The following is a 20,471-nucleotide window of genomic DNA, read 5'->3' as shown; positions in this document are numbered from 1 at the left end:
CATATTAGTCATAAAATAAAATTTTGGTAAATTAACCAATCGCATCTTTCTCTTTCTGATTTCCTCTATGTTTTTTTAAGTACGCTTCTATTTTCTTTTCTACTTTATCATTACATTCTTTTACCCAGATACGGTTATTCGGGTTTTGTTGCTTACATTTATCACCTTCATTTGATATTTTGAGTAAATCAACATATGTATCAAAATTCTTGAGGTAATATGCATCTTGCCCCTTTGGGTTATCTCTTGCGGCCATTTCTAAATAGTATTTAGCTTTATTAAAGTCCTGAGGGATCCCGCCGAGTCCATGTAAATAAATCGTCGAAAGATTTTTTACTGCGACAAGTACCTTATTACCATGAAGGTGGTAAGCTCGTTCATAATATGAAATTGCTTCTGGCATATTTATTTCCCCCCCATTACCATGCTGATAGTTTACCCCTGTAAATAACAGAGCTAACCCATTATTAGAATTAATTTTTAATACTCTCTTCAAAAAGAAATTTGCCAGTGCACACTCTTCTTTTGCAGCTTTCACATTATGTAAATGCTTAAAATCGGTGCAACCAATTCTGAAAAAAGAAAACAAGACATAATTATCATCTTCATTATTATTTTTTAATGCCCGATGATATAACTCAAGCACTTGCTGTTGGTTTGCAGGATAAGAAACTTTTTTAGGTAGGTCAGGGTCATAACGTAGTTCTGTTTCATTATACCCAATGGTATATAGACGATCTCTTACAGTTGGAATTAAAGGAGGATTTGTATTTCCTCCCCAAGTTGGAGTCCCTATTATGAACGCTCCTATAACGATAAACCATGAAATCAACCTCACGAAATTTCTCCTAAATCATAAGTCGAGAGTGAAGTTATAAGTATTTCACTAATTCAGTCATATTACATATTCCTTATGTTTTTGTTTTAGATAAATATTAATTTGTATAAAACAAGTAAATTAAATTATTTACTAATAATTTATAAATATAGATAATTACCATTCTTCTCGATAATCTAATAAAACTTGATAATCATATTTATTAATATTTAACTTTATTTTTTATATGCTTTTGAAGATTAGAGACCCAATCAAAAAGCACATCAAAACAACCATTATAATAATATTTCCTTCAGGGTTAATAGTTTTTCTATAATGCTACCATCATCCCCTAAGCCAAGAGAATACTCTTCACCAACATATTCATTTGGTTTATTTATCAAACCAAATGAATTTTTAATCCCATTCCTTTCTCCTTATAGATACTTTTTTATAATTATTTTAGGCGCTTTAATTTTAATTATTCGCGTATTTTAGAAAAAACACCTCCCCACAAAGCTAACAATTAATTATATTTTCTTTATAAACCAAACTCAATTGATAGTGATTATCATTATTTGTTATACCCTGTATGATTATCTTTTTCTTATTTAACCACCATAAAAAAAGGGTGGCCTAAGCCACCCTCTTACTCACTTATAATATTAAACTAAATTATTTCAGAACATTATAAATAACCGTTTCGCCTGCTTTCACATCGCCTTCAACTAAAATCTCGACACCAGCGAAGTCATCAATATTGCTGATGATAACTGGGCTAATCATTGATTTAGCATTGGCCTCAAGGAACGCAAGGTCGAGGTTCAGAATTGGTGTGCCAGCGGTTACTTCAGCTCCTTCTTCCACTAAACGTGCACAACCTTCGCCTTTCAGTGCAACAGTATCAATCCCCATATGAACAATGAGTTCGACACCATTTTCTGTTTCAAGGCAGAATGCATGATTAGTTTCGAAAATTTTCACCACCGTACCTGATGCCGGCGCTAACACTTCACTGCTTGTTGGTTTGATGGCAATACCATCGCCCACAATACGGCTAGAGAACGCTTCATCTGGCACATCGTCAAGTGAGAAAACTTGACCACTCACTGGCGCAACCAGAGATAAAATCACATTGCCTTTAGCTTTCGCAGGCTCTGTGGCTTTTTTCTCTTCTGCCGCTGCAACTGGCGCAGAACCTGCAATTGGGCCTTTTGCAATCACTTCAGTCATTGCTTTTGCCACTAATTCAGCACGTGTACCGACAATCACTTGCACATTTTGTTTGCTTAAGCGGATAACACCTGAAGCCCCTAAACGTTTTGTCATGGCGTCATTAACAATCGCTGAATCTTTAACACCTAAACGTAAACGAGTGATACAGGCATCAATACTGACGATGTTGTCGCTACCACCCACCGCTGCAACATATTGGCGAGCTTCTTTTTGAATATCACTATCACTGCTATCGGCAGGGCTAATGCTTTCGTCATAACCATCAATAGTTTCATCCCCTGCACTCTCTTCACGGCCTGGGGTTAACAGGTTGAATTTGCGGATCATGAAACGGAAAATGACATAATAAATGCAGAAGAAGATTAGGCCTTGGACAATCAACATATACCACTGAACGGCTAATGGGTTACGTGATTGCAATAACATATCGACTAAACCTGCGCTGAAGCCGAACCCTGAGATCCATTCCATTGTTGCTGCGATATAAACCGAGATACCGGTTAACAATGCGTGGACTACGTACAGAATCGGTGCCACGAACATGAAGGAGAATTCAAGCGGCTCAGTGATACCGGTGAAGAATGCCGCGAACGCACCGGCAATCATAATACCAGCAACTTTTGCCTTATTTTCTGGACGTGCACAGTGGTAAATCGCTAATGCCGCACCAGGTAAACCAAACATCATGATTGGGAAGAAGCCCGCTTGATAACGACCCGTAATACCTACTGTTGCAAGGCCTGCTTCAATTGACTTAGCACCGCCTAAGAAGTTTGGAATATCATTGATCCCTGCAACGTCAAACCAGAACACTGAGTTAAGTGCATGGTGGAGACCCACAGGAATTAATAAACGGTTGAAAAATGCGTAAATCCCCGCGCCCACAGAGCCTAAGTCTTTAATGCTTTCACCGAAAGAGACTAAACCGTTATAGACCACTGGCCACACATACATCAGTATGAAGGCTAAGATGATCATTAAGAATGATGTCAGAATGGGTACAAGGCGACGGCCGCTAAAGAAAGACAATGCTTTTGGTAGCTCTACGCCACTGTAGCGGTTGTACAATTCTGCAGACAGTACCCCAACTAAGATACCCACGAACTGGTTATTTATTTTACCGAATGCCGCAGGAACGCTTTCCAACGGAACATTCATGATCATGGAATAAGATGCAGGCGAACACAGTGTTGTCACGACTAAAAAGCCAACAAAACCGGTCAGTGCAGCAGCACCGTCTTTATCTTTTGACATCCCATAAGCAACACCAATAGCAAATAGCACGGACATATTATCAATAATAGCCGCGCCCGATTTAATCAGTAACGCCGCGATTGCACTATTGGCTCCCCAACCATCTGGGTCAATCCAATAGCCAATCCCCATCAGGATTGCTGCAGCTGGTAGTACCGCAACTGGCACCATAAGTGCCCTACCAATCCGCTGTAAGTAGCTAAGAATATTCACAAACTCCCCCTTTATCGCCCTATTTTTGTCCCATTTACGGGATCTTCTTGTTCACACACCTAAATCATAATTTAGGTTATTGAGAGTATCAATTTCATAGTCTAAATTAATTGTTTCGCGATGCAAAATAAATAGGTTCGATTTGTGATAAATATCAACGAAAGAGTTACTGATATGACTAAATTACTAGCTATTATTGAAAACTTATTTTATGATTAAAAATAACTTTTTTATGCTATTAACCTGTATATTCTCAGCACACTTGAATGCATGAACTGAAACAAAAACAGCAGGTCAAGCAAGTGATAATGCACAATAAATTTGAAGTATAACGAGTATTCCTATATCTAATGAATAACATCAGGGATACATATATATATGAAAGATTTCACAGACTTATTAGAGGTAATTAAGACATGAGGCTAATTCCACTTAACAATGCGCATGATGTCGGCATTTGGTCCGCACAGTATATCGCTGATAAAATCAACGCATTCAACCCTACTGCTGATCGCCCTTTCGTTCTTGGGCTACCAACAGGTGGCACCCCTCTTGCAACTTATAAGGCACTGATTGCTTTATATAACGCAGGAAAAGTCAGTTTTAAGCATGTGGTCACATTTAATATGGATGAATATATTGGTATTCCAGCTAATCATCCTCAAAGCTATCACACATTTATGCATGAGAATTTCTTTAACCACATCGATATTCAAGCGCAAAATATTAATTTACTGAATGGCAATGCCCCTGATGTTGATGCAGAATGCCAACGTTATGAAGATAAAATTAAATCTTACGGCAAAATTAATTTATTTATGGGCGGCGTAGGTAACGACGGTCATATTGCTTTCAATGAACCGGGGTCTTCACTGAACTCTCGTACTCGCATTAAGACATTAACGCCCGAAACACGCCAAGCTAACTCACGTTTTTTTGATAACGATATCAACCAAGTACCAAAATTCGCTTTAACTGTGGGAGTTGCCACATTAATGGATGCTGAAGAGTTAATGGTACTCGCGACAGGTGCAAATAAAGCCAATGCAGTTCATGCTGCGGTAGAAGGTTCAATCAACCATATGTGGACAGTAAGCTGCGTGCAAATGCATCCAAAAGCACTGGTCGTCTGTGATGAACCCGCAACACTCGAATTAAAAGTCAAAACGCTTAAATATTTCAAACAGCTAGAATCTGAAATTATTGAAAAGTTTAACTAATATTATATTTATCAATCACCCGGTCAGCGAAGGCTGATCGGTGACCCACCTTCCAGAGGTCAGGAGTTTAAGCCATGTATGCATTAACAAATTGCATTATTTATACAGGTCATGAAAGACTGGATAACCATGCGGTCATCGTCGATGGTGAAATCATCAAAGATGTTTGTCCTGTCTCTGAATTACCTTCCCATATTTCACAGCATGACCTACAAGGTGCAATCTTGTCCGCTGGGTTTATTGACCTGCAAGTCAACGGCTGTGGTGGTGTCCAATTCAATGATAATAAAGAAAATGTCACATTAAAGAATTTGGATATCATGCAAAAAGCCAATGAACGCACGGGATGTACCAGTTATTTGCCAACGCTGATTACGTGCTCTGACGAATTAATGAAGCATGGTATTGAGGTCATGACCGAGTATTTAAAAGACCACAAGAACCAAGCTCTCGGGCTCCATTTAGAAGGCCCATATATTAATGTTATTAAAAAAGGCACACATAACCCTGAATTTATCCGCCAACCATCCGCGCAGATGATTGATTATTTAGCCGCCCATGCAGATGCGATAACGAAAATCACATTAGCACCTGAAATGGTTGAAGTTAATTATATTCATCAATTGAAAGATGCAGGGATTGTGATTTCAGCTGGGCACTCAAATGCAACTTACGAGGAAGCCAAACTAGGTTTTAAAGCCGGAATCCGCTTTTCAACGCACCTTTTTAACGCCATGCCATATATTTCAGGCCGTGGCCCGGGTTTAGTAGGGGCTATTTATGACACCCCTGAAGTTTACGCCGGAATTATTGCGGATGGCTTACATGTCCAATGGGCAAATATCCGTAATAGCAAACACTTAAAAGGTGATAAATTAATTTTAGTGACTGATGCCACCGCGCCCGCAGGAATAGATCCTCAAACTGGTGAAATGGATCATTTTATCTTCGCAGGTAAAACCATATACTACCGCGATGGATTATGTGTAGATGAAAATGGCACACTCAGCGGCTCATCACTAACAATGATAGAAGCAGTAAGAAACAGTGTAGAGTACGTGGGTATTCCATTAGATGAAACACTGAGAATGGCAACGCTCTACCCCGCAAGAGCCATTGGAGTTGATGAGACGTTAGGGTCTATCGCTCCGGGTAAAATTGCGAATTTAACCGCGTTTAACCACGACTTCGACGTCCTCGCAACCTATGTTAACGGAGCAGAAGTCTACAAAAAATGAGTAACTAGCTAATGAATCAAAGCCACTCGCTGAAGCAAATTGGTAATATTGATCTCGTCAAACAACTCAATAGCGCTGTCGTCTATAGTTTGATTGACCAACATGGCCCGATATCAAGAATTCAAATCGCGGAGCAAAGCCAACTTGCCCCAGCCAGTGTCACTAAAATCACTCGCCAACTACTCGAACGTGGCTTAATTAAAGAAGTTGACCAACAGGCCTCCACTGGGGGCCGACGTGCCATATCGATTGTCTCCGAACACAAAAATTTTCACACCATTGGCGTTCGTTTAGGCCGCTATGATGCCACCATCGCCTTATACGACTTAGGTGGCAAAATGATTATCGATGCTCATTACCCTATCACGGAACCTTCTCAGCAAGCGGTAGAACAAAAGCTGATTTCCGCCCTTGAAGATTTTATCGAACATAATCAAAAACGCTTAAAAGAGTTAATCGCAATTTCGATTATTCTCCCTGGGTTAGTTAACCCAAATAGTGGAATTGTCTACTACATGCCACATATCAAAGTTGACAATTGGCATCTCATCGATAATTTACAAGCGCACTTTAGAATAACGTGTTATGCAGGGCACGATATTCGCAGCCTAGCGCTCGCTGAGAGCTACTTTGGTGCAACCCGTGATTGCGAAGACTCACTCCTCGTCCGTATTCACAGGGGGGCAGGGGCAGGTTTGGTCATCAATAAAGAGATATTGCTCAACCACCGAGGTAACCTCGGGGAAATCGGCCATATCCAAGTTGACCCACTCGGTGAACTTTGTCACTGTGGCAATTTTGGTTGTTTAGAAACCATTGCCTCAAACCAAGCGATTGAAGCTCGTGTAAAACAACGTTTAGAACAAGGCTATTCAAGCTCCCTTACATTGGAAAATTGTACGATTTCCCATATTTGCCAAGCCGCCAATACAGGAGACCCACTTGCCAATGAAGTTATTCAGCATGTTGGCCGTCAAATTGGTAAAGCGATTGCTATCTCAATAAACTTGTTTAACCCTGAAAAAGTCGTCATTGCAGGCGATATCACGGAAGCAGAACAAATTCTGTTACCCGCGATTCAAAGCTGCATTGACACACAAGCCTTAAAAGGGTTTAGGGAGAATCTCCCCATCGTCACGTCACAGTTAGTTCATAACTCTGCGATAGGCGCTTTCGCACTCACTAAACGGGCAATGCTCAATGGTGAATTATTACAAAAACTGTTTGAAAGCTAATTTTTACCGTTGTTCTCTTTAAAGCAGGTCGAGATACCTGCTTTTTTATTAGCGACAATCTGAACGTTTCGTTTCATAAGCTATTTTTCTATCGCGTCGTCTTCTCCCTCCTTTGTTCCTGTTACAAATTTTTGCGTTCTTTCACTGTATGACTTCACGCGTCACCAAATTACATTTATCTAACAGGTAAGACAAAAAGTGATTTTTTTCAAATACGGGCTTGTTTTTTGCTGGCTTTATCGACAAAATGATTATTCAACAAACAAACAGTCACGTTTTCTAAAAAATAGTGCAAAAAGCTATTGACTGTCGTGTGTGTAATTAGCATAATGCGCCCCGCAACGCCGACGAAGGTAATGCAAAAAAAGATGGCTATGTAGCTCAGCTGGTTAGAGCACAACACTCATAATGTTGGGGTCACAGGTTCGAATCCCGTCATAGCCACCATTATTTTGCGGGAGTGGCGAAATTGGTAGACGCACCAGATTTAGGTTCTGGCGCCGCAAGGTGTGCAAGTTCAAGTCTTGTCTCCCGCACCATTTTCCTTCTCGGTAGTATTGAATTTAAGATTGGGGTATCGCCAAGCGGTAAGGCACCAGGTTTTGATCCTGGCATTCCCAGGTTCGAATCCTGGTACCCCAGCCATCTTAATACAATCAATAGTAGAATTTCCCGGATGGGGTATCGCCAAGCGGTAAGGCACCAGGTTTTGATCCTGGCATTCCCAGGTTCGAATCCTGGTACCCCAGCCATCTACTTCCCTTCTTGTTGCAACAATCATTCCAAAGAAATAATAATGGCTATGTAGCTCAGCTGGTTAGAGCACAACACTCATAATGTTGGGGTCACAGGTTCGAATCCCGTCGTAGCTACCATTTCTTTTTGTTGGGGTATCGCCAAGCGGTAAGGCACCAGGTTTTGATCCTGGCATTCCCAGGTTCGAATCCTGGTACCCCAGCCATTCTCTCTTTAATCCCCCATAAATTAGATTTCCCTTAACACCCCGTAGTGCATTTAGGCATAACGTATTTATGTATAAACCCTACCTCTAATTTCATTTATCACTTTTATTGATAAATGAAACAAAAATAAAAAAAACAGCAGACACGTTCGATTTTTAATAAACAGGGGATCCATTTCCACTGTTTTCTATATTTTCACCTCTGTTTTTTAGCTTAACGGATTATTTTTTGCGATATCTTTATTTATTTAATCCCAACACTACTAAATAAGTAGCAACTTAATCGCTAAAAGTGATCTTAGAGCAACATTTACCCTATAAAATTTACGTTTGGGTAACTTTTATATCAAATATGTGACTTCAATCATTTTTATATAACCACTTAAAGTGGTAACCTTCCATGGAATTGTAGTTAGGTATGATTATTACCAGTCAAATTATTATCACTCACTGGTACTAATGAATTCAGCCCCTTCCTCCATTCCAACTAAATTAGCTCTCAAAAACTCTAATAAAAGTTTTAAACCTAATAATTATAAATTGCCAAACGCAACATTTTTACAGAGAAAATTTATGCGAAACATGATAAAGCAACCAATATATAAAATATTATATGTTCAAGTGATAGTAGCCATCGTTCTGGGTATAGCACTTGGTCACTTTTTTCCAGACATTGGTGAGTCACTAAAACCGCTTGGTGATGCATTCATCAAAATCGTTAAAATGATTATCGCACCAGTTATCTTCTTAACTGTTGTCACCGGTATATCAGGGATGTCAAACATGAAGGCCGTGGGAAGTGTCGCAGGTAAAGCAATGCTCTACTTTATCACTTTCTCGACAATTGCTCTCATCATCGGTCTTATCATCGCGAATATCATTCGTCCAGGTTCGGGGCTTAATATTGATCCAGCGACTTTGGATAGCAGCAAAGTTGCCACCTACGTTGAAAAAGCACACGAATCCTCGATTGTCAGCTTTTTGATGAATATCATCCCTGATACCGTCATCAGCCCATTAGTTAATGGAAATATTCTGCAAGTTCTGTTTATTGCAGTTATTTTTGGGTTAGCGCTAGCTGCAACGGGTAAACACGGCGAGCCTATCGTTAAGTTACTGCAAAACTTTTCTGAACCTGTGTTCAAAATGGTGGCGATGCTAATGAAACTCGCCCCTATCGGGGCATTCGGTGCAATGGCATTTACCATTGGTAAATATGGAATATCCTCTATCGGCAATTTAATGATGCTGATTATGACTTTCTATATAACATCACTGCTATTTGTCTTACTGGTGTTGGGAGCGGTAGCCAAATATAACGGTTTCTCAATCATTGAACTGATTAAGTACATCAAAGATGAACTCTGGTTAGTATTAGGGACTTCTTCTTCTGAGGCCGCATTACCAAGTTTAATGCGAAAAATGGAGCATGCGGGGTGTGAAAAATCTGTTGTGGGCTTAGTGATCCCTACTGGTTATTCATTCAACCTTGATGGTACCAACATCTACATGACGATGGCCGCATTATTTATTGCCCAAGCCACCAATATTGAGCTGACTATCTGGGAACAAATTTCATTGCTGCTAGTTGCCATGATAAGCTCGAAGGGGGCAGCTGGTGTAACAGGTGCAGGTTTTATTACCTTAGCAGCCACTTTGATGGTGGTACCAAGCGTTCCTGTTGCAGGCATGGCGCTTATTTTAGGTATCGACCGATTTATGTCTGAGTGCCGCGCTTTAACTAACTTAGTCGGTAACGCATGTGCGTGTATCGTTGTTGCACGTTGGGAAAAAGAACTCGACACAGAAAAACTGGCTCATGCGTTTTCAGCAAAAAATGAAACAATAGATTCAGTGATTACTGAAGACGACAGCATCAATACAGATATAAGTCACATTCAGCCAATTGATTTAGCTAATAATAAATAGCGCTAACTTCTTCATTTAATTATAAATAGGCCTCTAATTTTGCGGCCTATTTATATATCTAAGATAAGTTCTATAACCCTAACGCATACTTCAGAGCCAGTTTTTTTGCTTCTCCGGCGCGCTGTGCCGCCATCAACCCAAGATTCCTAACTATTTTCAATCCCGGTAACTTTTCACTAAATGCCATATAGAACACATCCATTCCAGCTTGCATGATTAAATTATCAGGTAAACGACGGCGTTGATAACGTTTCAATACATCAATGGAATTCCATGGTTGTATGTATTCACGCGCGTAAGTCACTTCTTTGAGCAATGCATCAACATCTCGATAGCCTAAATTCACTCCCTGCCCCGCTAAAGGGTTGATAGTATGAGCGGCATCGCCAATCAGTGCCAGCCCATCCATTACATAGCGACTTGCGTGGTGACGGGTCAGTGGAAACGCCCCGGAAGCTATCGCAGTGATCGGCCCTAAGCGTTCAGGAAAAGCTTCAGAAACCGCTCCCGTCAATTGTTCCATTGACATACCTTGTAAACGTCTGATCTTTGCGGGACTGTCATACCAGACTAATGAGGCCCAATTATCATACAGAGGTAAAAATGCCCTCGGCCCTGACGGAAAAAACTGCTGCCATGTTTTGTCTTGCTGAGGCTGCTGTGTTTGAATACTAATCAACATACATGATTGGCGATACTGCCAGCCGCGGCTACCAATTCCTGCCATTTTACGGACTTGCGAATTAGCGCCATCAGCGCCGACCACAAGCTTAGCTTGTAAAGTTCGGCCATCATCTAATGCCAACATCCACTCTTTTTGCTGCTTAGATTGATATAAATTGATAAGTCTCGCAGGGCAGATAAGGTCTAGATTGCTGTATTTTTCACATTCTTGCCACAATGCAAGTTGTAACACACGGTTTTCTACCATAAAACCGAGTTCAGGCAACCCAAGGCTTTGAGCATCGAAAACCACATTGCTATCGGGTTCTTCCCATGTTTCTAACTGGCGATATGGCGCACTCCGCATTGCTTTCACATGTTGCCAAGCCCCTAATTGTTCCAACAATTCAACAGAAGCGCGGCTAATCGCAGAAATACGAACATCAGGAGCACTTTGTGAGTCAAAGGCCGCAGGTTGTGCTTTTTCAAGCAAAGCGACTCGCATGCCTTCTTGAGCAAAGCCCAATGCTGCTGCCGCGCCAGTCATCCCTGCGCCAACGACGACAACATCATAAGATTCGATTAATTTATTCATACGTTCGCTACTATTTATTGTTTAATAAAGGTTATCGTTTGATAACAGTGACCACGTTAATAAAGGTATTGTACCGAAAAATGATGGCTGTCACAGGAAATATAGGTATTGAAGGCTTAGAGCTCATGCGTTTCTCTCTTCTTTATAACCTTACAAATAGTGTATTTTGCTGAAAACATTTTGATTTGCACAAAAAACAACCACAATTTCGCAACATCCTCTGGTCACTGATGCCGCAAATGAATACAATACGTGCTAATTTTAAAACAATAGGCAAATTGCCTGCCCTTAGATTTCGTGTGGTGATATTATTTTAAATATCTTTGCATTTATCCCATCATACAATGATGTCCTTAATCAAAATGCATGCGACTTCCCAAATATAAAGGGTAGGACTTTGGATTTACAACGCGTTTCGGAGTCCATTACACTAGCCGCTTCGAAAACACCGGATATACGACATGTCGACGAATAAAAAGCTATACATTAAAACTTGGGGTTGCCAGATGAATGAGTATGACTCATCCAAAATGGTATCTTTATTAGAAAATACCCATGGTTATCAACTCACTGAAATTGCAGAAGAAGCCGATTTATTACTGCTTAATACCTGTTCAATTCGTGAAAAAGCACAAGAAAAAGTCTTCCATCAACTTGGTCGTTGGAAGTTTTTTAAAGACAAAAACCCTGACATTATTATTGGTGTAGGCGGCTGTGTCGCTTCACAAGAAGGGGATTTTATTCGCCAACGTGCACCAAGTGTTGACATCGTTTTCGGCCCGCAAACTTTGCACCGTTTGCCTGAGATGATTAACCAAGTTCAAGGCACTCGTAGCCCAGTTATCGATATCAGCTTCCCTGAAATTGAAAAGTTTGACCGTTTACCTGAACCTCGTGCCGAAGGACCAACGGCTTTCGTTTCGATAATGGAAGGCTGTAACAAGTACTGCACCTTCTGTGTAGTACCTTACACCCGAGGTGAAGAAGTTAGTCGCCCTTGTGATGATATCTTGTTTGAAATCGCGCAGTTAGCGGCACAAGGTGTACGTGAAGTTAATTTGCTTGGCCAAAACGTGAATGCCTACCGCGGTGAAACCTTTGATGGTGAAATTTGCTCATTTGCAGAATTATTGCGTTTAGTCGCTGCAATTGATGGTATCGACCGTGTGCGCTTTACCACTAGCCACCCAATTGAATTTACTGACGACATCATCGAAGTCTACCGCGATACCCCTGAATTAGTCAGCTTCTTGCATCTCCCCGTGCAAAGTGGCTCAGACCGCATTCTAACAATGATGAAACGTGCGCACACCGCACTTGAATACAAAGCCATTATTCGCAAACTGCGTGAAGCACGCCCTGGTATTCTGATCAGTTCGGACTTTATCGTGGGCTTCCCCGGTGAAACAACCGATGACTTCGAAAAAACAATGAAACTCATTGCAGACGTGAATTTTGACATGAGCTACAGCTTTGTCTACTCCGCACGTCCTGGCACACCCGCTGCAGATTTACCTGACGATGTAACTGAAGATGAGAAAAAACAGCGTCTATACTTACTGCAACAGCGTATTAATCAGCAGGCACTAAGCTTCAGCCGCCAAATGGTGGGAACCGTTCAACGTATCTTAGTTGAAGGAACATCCCGTAAAAACGTTATGGAGCTATCTGGACGTACTGAAAATAACCGTGTGGTAAACTTTGAAGGCACACCGGATATGATCGGTAAATTTGTGGATGTCGAAATTGTGGATGTCTATACCAACTCATTACGCGGTAAAGTCATTCGTACAGAAGACCAAATGGGTCTTCGCGTTCATGAATCGCCAGAATCTGTTATTGCACGTACCCGTAAAGAAGATGAGCTAGGTGTTGGTAGCTTTCAACCCTAAGCCGCAACCATAGGATATTCAGTGACCGAGACAAAAAATTTGCAAATCGCAACACAAGAAATCTTTCTAGAACCCGCAGATAACCAGCGTTTAATGAGCCTCTGCGGGCCATTTGACGATAATATCAAGCAGCTAGAACGCCGCCTTGCTATCGAAATTAATCGCCGTGATAACCGTTTTAAGTTATCGGGTAAGCCACTGAATGTTCAAGCGGCGAGCAAAATTTTGCGTCAACTGTATGTCGATACCGCACCCGTGCGCGGTGTGACCCCTGATATCGACCCTGAAAATATTCACTTAGCCATTATGGATAGCCGCGTTTTAGAGCAATCTGCCGATAGCGTGCCTGACTATGGCAAGGCGGTGAATATTAAAACTAAACGTGGTGTGATCAAACCACGCACCCCAAATCAAGCGCAATATATCGCCAATATTTTAGACCATGATATTACATTTGGAATTGGCCCCGCCGGAACGGGTAAAACCTACTTAGCAGTCGCAGCGGCTGTTGATGCGTTAGAGCGCCAAGAAGTTCGTCGTATTTTGCTTACCCGTCCAGCGGTTGAAGCAGGCGAGAAACTGGGTTTTTTGCCTGGGGATCTCAGCCAAAAAGTCGACCCTTACCTACGTCCACTTTATGATGCGCTATTTGAAATGTTGGGCTTTGAAAAAGTTGAAAAACTCATTGAACGTAATGTTATCGAAGTTGCACCGCTCGCCTATATGCGTGGTCGTACCTTGAATGATGCGTTTATTATTTTAGATGAGAGCCAAAACACCACCATCGAACAGATGAAAATGTTTTTAACACGTATTGGCTTTAATTCCAAAGCGGTTGTGACGGGTGATATTACTCAGGTTGACTTACCTCGCGGTAGTAAATCAGGGTTACGTCATGCCATTGAAGTGCTTTCTGAAGTGGATGATTTAAGCTTTAATTTCTTCCACAGCGAAGACGTGGTTCGCCATCCCGTCGTTGCAAAAGTCGTCATGGCTTATGAAGCATGGGAAGAACAAGATAATAAACGTCGCCAACAATTACGTGAAGAAAAAGAACAACAAAAGCAATTTGAAAAGCAGGAAAACCCATAAATGAGTGACATCGAAATTATTCTCGATTTACAAATTGCGTGTGAAAACCCTGATGGTTTGCCTTCGGAAGACGAGTTTCAGCGTTGGTTAACCGCGGTGTTGCCGAAATTTCAAGCACAAAGTGAAGTCACTATTCGGGTAGTTGATGAACCTGAAAGCCATCACTTGAACTTAACCTATCGCGGTAAAGACAAACCGACTAACGTGTTGTCATTCCCCTTTGAAGCCCCACCTGAAATTGAGCTTCCTTTGCTCGGTGATTTAATTATTTGTCGCCAAGTCGTTGAACAAGAAGCGGTTGAGCAACAAAAAACGGCAGAAGAACACTGGGCACACATGGTTGTTCACGGTTGCCTTCATCTTTTAGGCTATGATCATATTGAAGATGATGAAGCAGAAGAAATGGAAGGTTTAGAAACCGAAATTCTGGCTGAATTGGGCTATGAAGACCCATATCTTGCAGAAAAAGAGTGACCTAACTATAATTTTTTGAAATGCCTTTCTGATAGAAAGCATTACTTTACAAAAAATTGACGGTTATTTTGCAGATAAACCGTCAATTTTATGCTAAAAAGAATCCAGTAAGCTGTTTTTATTAACTAACCTAAGCTCCAAATACTTTAACTTGGCCTACTTTTGGTACCAAGTACAGCCAACAACGCTGCAGTTCGAGATACGACGAGTGAATACTCTAAATAATTCGAATTGCAGCTAGGCGGCCAGCGAGGCTTATCCCTAGGAGCATACATAAGTATGTGACTAGGGTAAGTGAGTGCAGCCAACAACGCTGCAGTTCGAAGTATGACGAGTATTTTTTTGAGGAATATTAAATTAACCGCCATGAGCGACGATAACTCTTCGAGTAGCGATAACCCTGGTCCTAAGAAAGGGTTCTTTGCACTGTTAAATCACCTATTCCATGGTGAACCTAAAAATCGTGATGATTTAGTCGAATTAATCCGCGACTCTGAACAAAACGATTTGATCGATCCTGATACCCGCGAAATGCTTGAAGGGGTAATGGATATTGCGGATCAGCGCGTACGCGACATTATGATCCCGCGTTCCCAAATTGTTACCTTAAAACGTAATCAAACGCTTGATGAGTGCCTTGATGTCATTATTGACTCAGCTCACTCACGCTTCCCTGTTATTAGTGAAGACAAAGACCATATCGAAGGGTTATTGATGGCAAAAGATTTACTGCCATTTATGCGTACCGACGCAGAGCCTTTTAGTATTGATAAGGTATTACGCCAAGCGGTTGTTGTCCCTGAAAGTAAGCGAGTAGACAGACTACTCAAAGAATTCCGCTCTCAACGCTATCATATGGCTATCGTGATCGATGAGTTTGGTGGCGTCTCTGGTCTAGTGACCATTGAAGATATTTTAGAGCTCATCGTAGGCGAAATTGAAGACGAATATGACGACCAAGACGATGTTGATATTCGTCAACTCAGCCGTCATTCTTATTCTGTCCGAGCCCTTACACAGATTGAAGATTTCAATGAAGCCTTTGGGACTCATTTTAGTGACGATGAAGTCGATACCGTTGGTGGCCTCGTTATGCAAGCCTTTGGACATCTGCCTTCTCGTGGTGAAATCATCACGATAGACAACTACCAATTTAAAGTTGCGATGGCTGACAGCCGCAGGATCCTTCTGCTTCACGTGAAAATTCCAGACGACGCGCCAGTTCCAACTTTGGAAGAAGAACAGACTTAATGAACTCAACGTCTATTTATCAAAGCCAGCGGTTACGGTTATTGCTGGCTTTAATTTTCGGAGCCAGTGGAACACTGGCTTTTTCGCCTTTCGACATCTGGCCTGCCGCGCTGCTTTCTATCCTTTTCCTCCAACTACTGACCTTGCAGCGTACAGCCAAACAATCTTTTGCTATTGGCTTCGCTTGGGGATTTGGCTTATTCGGTAGTGGGGTTAACTGGGTTTACGTCAGTATTGCCGATTTTGGTGGCATGCCGGGCCCTGTAAACGTATTTATTGTTATTTTATTAGCCGCTTACCTCGCGCTTTATACTGGCCTTTTTGGTGGTTTACTGGCTAAGCTTGCTCCTAAAGCTAATATTTGGCGTTTCGTTTTTATGGCGCCAGCGCTCTGGCAAGTCACTGAATTTCTGCGGGGTTGGGTATTAACTGGCTTCCCATGGCTACAATTTGGTTATAGCCAGATTGATGGGCCGATGAAAGCACTCGCCCCTGTATTTGGGGTAGAAATGATCACATTGCTTTTATTTAGCATTAGTGGTCTGTTAGTACTCGCTATCCTACGCCGCAGCTTTATCGCGCTCGCCGTTGCAGCTGCCTTCATTTTTGCCCCATTAATCGCCAAAAATGTACAGTGGTTTACCCCCCTTGAAGGCAAGAAAATGGAAGTGGCATTGGTTCAAGGCAACATTCCCCAATCAATGAAGTGGGAAGCCAGCTTCTTACAAAAAACCAAAGACACCTATATGGCGCTCTCTCGCCCTTATATCGGCAAAGCGTCTTTGATTATTTGGCCTGAATCAGCGGTCCCTTCTGTTGAGCTCGATAACCAAACGTGGCTTAAATCTCTCGACCAATTATTGGCAGAGTCGAATACCCAATTAATTACTGGAATTGTGGATGCACGCCCGATAGATGGTGAATATACTTTTTATAATACAATCATTGTATTAGGCGATAAAAACCCGTACTTGTACCCATCTAAAAACCGCTATAACAAACACCATTTAGTGCCATTTGGTGAATATGTACCTTTAGAAGATTTGCTGCGCCCTATCGCACCGTTCTTTAATTTGCCAATGTCAGGTTTTAGCCGTGGCGATTATGAGCAAGCGCAATTAGCGGTTGGTAATATTCATCTAACTGCCGCTATTTGCTATGAAATTATTTTAGGTACACAGGTCAGGGATAATTTTAAACCTGATAGCGATTACTTACTTACCGTCTCCAATGATGCATGGTTTGGTCAATCTATCGGCCCATGGCAGCATTTCCAAATGGCGCGTATGCGTTCATTAGAATTGGGACGCCCATTATTACGTTCCACCAATAACGGGATAACTGCGGTGATCAGTGCAGATGGCTCAATACAAGATATGCTGCCACAATTTAAAGCAGCGACGCTTGCTACTGAAGTCACACCAACAACTGGACTGACACCTTACGCACGTTGGAGCCATTATCCGATGTGGGGAGTAGTCGTTATATTTGGTATTCTTGGTTTTGCTCTGAATCGCCGTCAAAAATAACGATATTGACCCCACCTCAGTCGCTATCAATGAGGTGGGGTAACCCGCTAAGCAACCAGTAACCCTTGTAGATCCGCAATTTTCACTGTCACAATACAACCTGAGTTGAATTGTAAGAAATCATCTTCGATACCATCGGAAAAAATAACACCGTTATGGGGCATTAATGATTCAATGGCTAACGGGCTCCCTGGCTCAATCGTGCCAAATACCCATTTCGTTCCTGTTGTTTTACTTAAAAATGGCTCCCTAACACTAAACTGTAATTTACTTTCTCCCCAGCCAAACCCTTTTGCCAACGGATGATTATGTCCCCCCATAATTGCCTGTGCTCCCGCTAAAATAGATTGAAACCACCCTGTTGACCCAAGTCCTGTGGATATAATAATGCCAGAGGATGATTGAAACTCTTGCTCTCCATTCCAATTTAACAAATAACGTGCCGACGTGTGGCTTTTCGGACCAATGAATAAATCGTTCACCGCGAGTAAGGATTGCCCGTCATTGGTCGTTGCCTGTGCGAATGTCACCTTTTTTTGCGCTATTTTTCCTTTTAAGGTATTCATCACCACTTCCTGCAATTGTCCTATTTCAAAAGGAAGCAACTGACCATCCCACCTTTCAGGATCTGGATTAATAGCGATAACCGGTTGTCCGTTTAAGTACTTCAAGGTGTTCGCCACTAAACCATCTTGGCCAATCACGATAACAATATCGTGTTTAGAAAATTGGTAACTGGGCAATAATTTTCTCTCCAATAATTGAAACCTACCTAATGATTTCAATATCGATTCGGCTTGTATTAGTTGGCGTTGATATAAGTCATGTTCATTTAAGTAGTCACTCACCTCTACATGGTTGTGTTCCAAGTAAAATTTGGCTTGAGGCCAAGTATTAAAGCGCTCAATCAATTCCTGCAAACGTGTTTTACGCATTACTAAGACAAAACGTACGTCATTATTCCTTTGCATTATTTACCCCCCTTTCTTCATTAGCTGGCCAAATAAATCAGGCGATATATTGAGCTCACCAATCTTACCGGCATTTTGTGCTAATGATTCGAATGCCATCGCCATCAATTGTTCTGGTCCCATTTTTGCTAACGCTAATGCTTTTAAGTTTTCAACCGGTAATTGACTATAGGCTTTCATTTTAGATTCAATAGAGTAAGCATCGGCGTCCGACTGTATGCGTTGGTTTTCAACACTAAGCGCAACCAATTCATTGCGTTTTGCTTCTGCGTTCACCTGTGCGATTAACTCCTCTTGCTCGATTTCTGCTCGCTCTCGCAATATTTTCCGCTCATTATCAAGGCGCGCCTCTTCAATTTGCTGTTCTTTGGCTTGAACAGATAAGTCGGTTTCTAATTCCGCTTCTTTGATTGTGCGTTCTTGTTCGACAGAAAATTTACGTCTTGCATAAATGGCATCATCAGCCTCTTTCAGTATGGATTCTCTCGCTTGTGCTTCTAATGCTTTAAGCGTTTCAGGTAACGGTGCAATGGCTGAGATAGAAACATCCAAGATTTCAATCCCCAGAGACTCAATGACCGCCTGCACGGCGAGTTGCTGGCTTACCAAAACAACTAATGATTGACTAATTAACAATGCATCCCGCAGTGAAGTGGTTTGTATTTTGGCTTGGATCACCGTTTGAGCCGCTCGTACGACTCGATCATTTAATTTAAGGGGGTCTTCTGAAGCGTAACTTTTCCCGTCCTTAGATAAGTTAAAATTTAAGACGTCCGCTGTTTTTTCGGGCTGTTTTACCTGAAAAGAAATTTGCCCCTGAATACGTAAACTTTGGAAATCAGCTGTTTGTAAATTAAAAATAAATGGGGCTTCTTGTGCATTCAATGGAAGCGCCGCAATGGAGGTTTTATCGGAGTTATACCAAAAACTGAGCCCTTTACCTTGCTTACGCACTTTCCCATTCACGGATTGAATAACAAAAGTCGATGAATCTGCTTTGAAATATTTAAAGTTAATCATAGTGTGCTCCTCATTATTGTCTTTATGACTTTAATTAATTATTGTCCTATAGACATTAATTAGTCAAGCAATAATTGTCTTAATGACATTAACTGTTTTTTAGCGTATAGTTTATTCATCAATGCCAATCAGACTTTGAGTGATAACCAAATGAATGAAAAAGAATTTTTAGCTCACTACGATAGAAAAAAATTTCTATCGCCGCTTATCACTGTCGACGCTGTAGTATTTACCTATCATGAAAACACGCTGAAAGTATTACTTGTCGAGCGCGCTAATTTTCCAGAAAAAGGAAAGTGGGGGTTGCCGGGTGGTTTTATTGATGAAATAAATGATAAAAATTTAGAAGAGACGGTGTTACGTAAGCTGAAAGAAAAAACAGGGGTTATCCCACCCTATGTTGAGCAGCTTTGTACTGAAGGCAACCATCAACGGGATCCTCGAGGCTGGTCTGTCACTGTTTGTTATACGGCGTTAATTGCTTACCAATCCTGCGAAGCGCATATTGATACGGTGGATTCTGTCAGGTGGGTCTCTATTGATGAGATAGATCAGCTTTCTCTTGCATTCGACCACTTCAAACTCTATCAACAAGCAAGAGAGCGTCTAAAGCAAAAATCACTCTACTCAATCGTGCCAGGTTTCGCACTTCCTGACGTTTTTACCTTAGCTGAGCTGCAACATGTCCATGAAGTTTTGATTGGCAAACCTTTGCAAAACAAATCGTTCAGACGTCGGCTCGAACAAGCAGATTTGTTGATTGATACTGGAGAAAAACGCCACGAGCGCGGCCGTCCCGCTAATTTGTATCGTTTAAAACCACAATCCGCGGATTACCGTTTTATTCGTAATTTAGAATTTTAGTAATTGATATACCTGAT

At 41.4% G+C, this 20,471-nt stretch carries 16 protein-coding genes and 6 tRNA genes; 16 read left to right on the top strand and 6 right to left on the bottom strand.

Annotated elements, in window-relative coordinates; genetic code table 11:
* Positions 1–31: 31 nt before the first annotated feature.
* The 3 genes from M0M83_RS05490 to nagE form a co-directional block, all read right to left on the bottom strand.
* The gene (locus M0M83_RS05490) at positions 32–838 is read right to left on the bottom strand and encodes a sel1 repeat family protein (RefSeq protein ID WP_248467798.1); all 807 of its coding nucleotides are present in this window, start codon (positions 836–838) and stop codon (positions 32–34) included.
* Positions 839–1,113: 275 nt separating this feature from the next.
* Positions 1,114–1,221, bottom strand: coding sequence for a colicin E3-like toxin immunity protein (locus M0M83_RS21975; protein WP_213914241.1), 108 nt, complete (start codon positions 1,219–1,221; stop codon positions 1,114–1,116).
* Between the two features lie 271 nt (positions 1,222–1,492).
* Positions 1,493–3,520 (bottom strand): N-acetylglucosamine-specific PTS transporter subunit IIBC, encoded by a 2,028-nt coding sequence (gene nagE, locus M0M83_RS05485; protein ID WP_213914240.1) that lies wholly within the window; start codon positions 3,518–3,520, stop codon positions 1,493–1,495.
* A gap of 416 nt (positions 3,521–3,936) precedes the next feature.
* Between nagE and nagB the strand changes: the two genes are divergently transcribed.
* The 10 genes from nagB to M0M83_RS05435 all read left to right on the top strand — a co-directional run bounded on the left by nagB (position 3,937) and on the right by M0M83_RS05435 (position 10,103).
* Positions 3,937–4,740 carry a glucosamine-6-phosphate deaminase gene (gene nagB, locus M0M83_RS05480; RefSeq protein ID WP_004909001.1) on the top strand — a complete coding sequence of 268 codons (804 nt, stop codon included), beginning with the start codon at positions 3,937–3,939 and terminating at the stop codon, positions 4,738–4,740.
* 74 nt (positions 4,741–4,814) lie between these two features.
* Positions 4,815–5,978, top strand: a complete 1,164-nt coding sequence (gene nagA, locus M0M83_RS05475; protein ID WP_213914239.1) for an N-acetylglucosamine-6-phosphate deacetylase — start codon at positions 4,815–4,817, stop codon at positions 5,976–5,978.
* A gap of 11 nt (positions 5,979–5,989) precedes the next feature.
* Positions 5,990–7,213 carry a DNA-binding transcriptional regulator NagC gene (gene nagC / locus M0M83_RS05470; RefSeq protein ID WP_213914238.1) on the top strand — a complete coding sequence of 408 codons (1,224 nt, stop codon included), beginning with the start codon at positions 5,990–5,992 and terminating at the stop codon, positions 7,211–7,213.
* Between the two features lie 370 nt (positions 7,214–7,583).
* A tRNA-Met gene (locus M0M83_RS05465) sits at positions 7,584–7,660 on the top strand.
* A 7-nt stretch (positions 7,661–7,667) separates the two neighbouring features.
* Positions 7,668–7,752, top strand: a tRNA-Leu gene (locus M0M83_RS05460).
* A gap of 31 nt (positions 7,753–7,783) precedes the next feature.
* Positions 7,784–7,858: transfer RNA gene (locus M0M83_RS05455), tRNA-Gln, on the top strand.
* A 32-nt stretch (positions 7,859–7,890) separates the two neighbouring features.
* A tRNA-Gln gene (locus M0M83_RS05450) sits at positions 7,891–7,965 on the top strand.
* 46 nt (positions 7,966–8,011) lie between these two features.
* Positions 8,012–8,088, top strand: a tRNA-Met gene (locus M0M83_RS05445).
* An 11-nt stretch (positions 8,089–8,099) separates the two neighbouring features.
* Positions 8,100–8,174, top strand: a tRNA-Gln gene (locus tag M0M83_RS05440).
* Between the two features lie 585 nt (positions 8,175–8,759).
* Positions 8,760–10,103: a dicarboxylate/amino acid:cation symporter gene (locus tag M0M83_RS05435; RefSeq protein WP_248468419.1), complete on the top strand. Its 1,344-nt coding sequence runs from the start codon at positions 8,760–8,762 to the stop codon at positions 10,101–10,103.
* Between the two features lie 70 nt (positions 10,104–10,173).
* Here M0M83_RS05435 and ubiF read toward each other — a convergent pair whose 3' ends face one another.
* On the bottom strand, positions 10,174–11,361 hold the full coding sequence (ubiF, locus tag M0M83_RS05430; RefSeq protein ID WP_248467797.1) for a 3-demethoxyubiquinol 3-hydroxylase: 1,188 nt from the start codon (positions 11,359–11,361) through the stop codon (positions 10,174–10,176).
* 461 nt (positions 11,362–11,822) lie between these two features.
* On the opposite strand from ubiF, the gene miaB reads away from it, so the two are divergent.
* The 5 genes from miaB to lnt all read left to right on the top strand — a co-directional run bounded on the left by miaB (position 11,823) and on the right by lnt (position 17,599).
* Complete coding sequence (gene miaB, locus M0M83_RS05425) at positions 11,823–13,253, top strand: tRNA (N6-isopentenyl adenosine(37)-C2)-methylthiotransferase MiaB (protein WP_213914235.1); 1,431 nt, start codon at positions 11,823–11,825, stop codon at positions 13,251–13,253.
* A gap of 39 nt (positions 13,254–13,292) precedes the next feature.
* On the top strand, positions 13,293–14,345 hold the full coding sequence (locus M0M83_RS05420) for a PhoH family protein (RefSeq protein WP_125894261.1): 1,053 nt from the start codon (positions 13,293–13,295) through the stop codon (positions 14,343–14,345).
* The gene (ybeY, locus tag M0M83_RS05415; RefSeq protein ID WP_213914234.1) at positions 14,346–14,819 is read left to right on the top strand and encodes an rRNA maturation RNase YbeY; all 474 of its coding nucleotides are present in this window, start codon (positions 14,346–14,348) and stop codon (positions 14,817–14,819) included. It begins immediately after the preceding gene.
* A gap of 366 nt (positions 14,820–15,185) precedes the next feature.
* Positions 15,186–16,070: a CNNM family magnesium/cobalt transport protein CorC gene (gene corC, locus M0M83_RS05410; protein WP_125894263.1), complete on the top strand. Its 885-nt coding sequence runs from the start codon at positions 15,186–15,188 to the stop codon at positions 16,068–16,070.
* Complete coding sequence (gene lnt / locus M0M83_RS05405; RefSeq protein WP_213914233.1) at positions 16,070–17,599, top strand: apolipoprotein N-acyltransferase; 1,530 nt, start codon at positions 16,070–16,072, stop codon at positions 17,597–17,599. Before corC ends, lnt begins: the two co-directional genes overlap by 1 nt.
* A 47-nt stretch (positions 17,600–17,646) precedes the next feature.
* Here the strand turns inward: lnt and M0M83_RS05400 are convergent, their stop codons facing one another.
* Positions 17,647–18,570: a sugar kinase gene (locus tag M0M83_RS05400; RefSeq protein ID WP_125894180.1), complete on the bottom strand. Its 924-nt coding sequence runs from the start codon at positions 18,568–18,570 to the stop codon at positions 17,647–17,649.
* 3 nt (positions 18,571–18,573) lie between these two features.
* Positions 18,574–19,590 carry an SPFH domain-containing protein gene (locus M0M83_RS05395; protein ID WP_231068692.1) on the bottom strand — a complete coding sequence of 339 codons (1,017 nt, stop codon included), beginning with the start codon at positions 19,588–19,590 and terminating at the stop codon, positions 18,574–18,576.
* A gap of 150 nt (positions 19,591–19,740) precedes the next feature.
* On the opposite strand from M0M83_RS05395, the gene M0M83_RS05390 reads away from it, so the two are divergent.
* Positions 19,741–20,454 (top strand): NUDIX hydrolase, encoded by a 714-nt coding sequence (locus M0M83_RS05390; protein WP_125894184.1) that lies wholly within the window; start codon positions 19,741–19,743, stop codon positions 20,452–20,454.
* Positions 20,455–20,471 lie beyond the last annotated feature (17 nt).

The sequence above is a fragment of the Providencia rettgeri genome, assembly GCF_023205015.1.
In the GTDB taxonomy this organism is placed as follows: Bacteria; Pseudomonadota; Gammaproteobacteria; order Enterobacterales; family Enterobacteriaceae; genus Providencia; species Providencia rettgeri_E.
The sequence above is the reverse complement of the archived record's forward strand: the minus strand, read 5'-3'. Positions and strand labels throughout refer to the sequence as shown.

Excerpts from the sequence above, each read along its gene's own strand:
- nagB (WP_004909001.1), top strand. The coding sequence starts at position 3,937 with ATGAGGCTAATTCCACTTAACAATGCGCATGATGTCGGCATTTGGTCC.
- nagA (WP_213914239.1), top strand. The coding sequence starts at position 4,815 with ATGTATGCATTAACAAATTGCATTATTTATACAGGTCATGAAAGACTG.
- nagC (WP_213914238.1), top strand. The coding sequence starts at position 5,990 with ATGAATCAAAGCCACTCGCTGAAGCAAATTGGTAATATTGATCTCGTC.
- ubiF (WP_248467797.1), bottom strand. The coding sequence starts at position 11,361 with ATGAATAAATTAATCGAATCTTATGATGTTGTCGTCGTTGGCGCAGGG.
- miaB (WP_213914235.1), top strand. The coding sequence starts at position 11,823 with ATGTCGACGAATAAAAAGCTATACATTAAAACTTGGGGTTGCCAGATG.
- ybeY (WP_213914234.1), top strand. The coding sequence starts at position 14,346 with ATGAGTGACATCGAAATTATTCTCGATTTACAAATTGCGTGTGAAAAC.
- corC (WP_125894263.1), top strand. The coding sequence starts at position 15,186 with ATGAGCGACGATAACTCTTCGAGTAGCGATAACCCTGGTCCTAAGAAA.
- lnt (WP_213914233.1), top strand. The coding sequence starts at position 16,070 with ATGAACTCAACGTCTATTTATCAAAGCCAGCGGTTACGGTTATTGCTG.
- M0M83_RS05400 (WP_125894180.1), bottom strand. The coding sequence starts at position 18,570 with ATGCAAAGGAATAATGACGTACGTTTTGTCTTAGTAATGCGTAAAACA.
- M0M83_RS05395 (WP_231068692.1), bottom strand. The coding sequence starts at position 19,590 with ATGATTAACTTTAAATATTTCAAAGCAGATTCATCGACTTTTGTTATT.
- M0M83_RS05390 (WP_125894184.1), top strand. The coding sequence starts at position 19,741 with ATGAATGAAAAAGAATTTTTAGCTCACTACGATAGAAAAAAATTTCTA.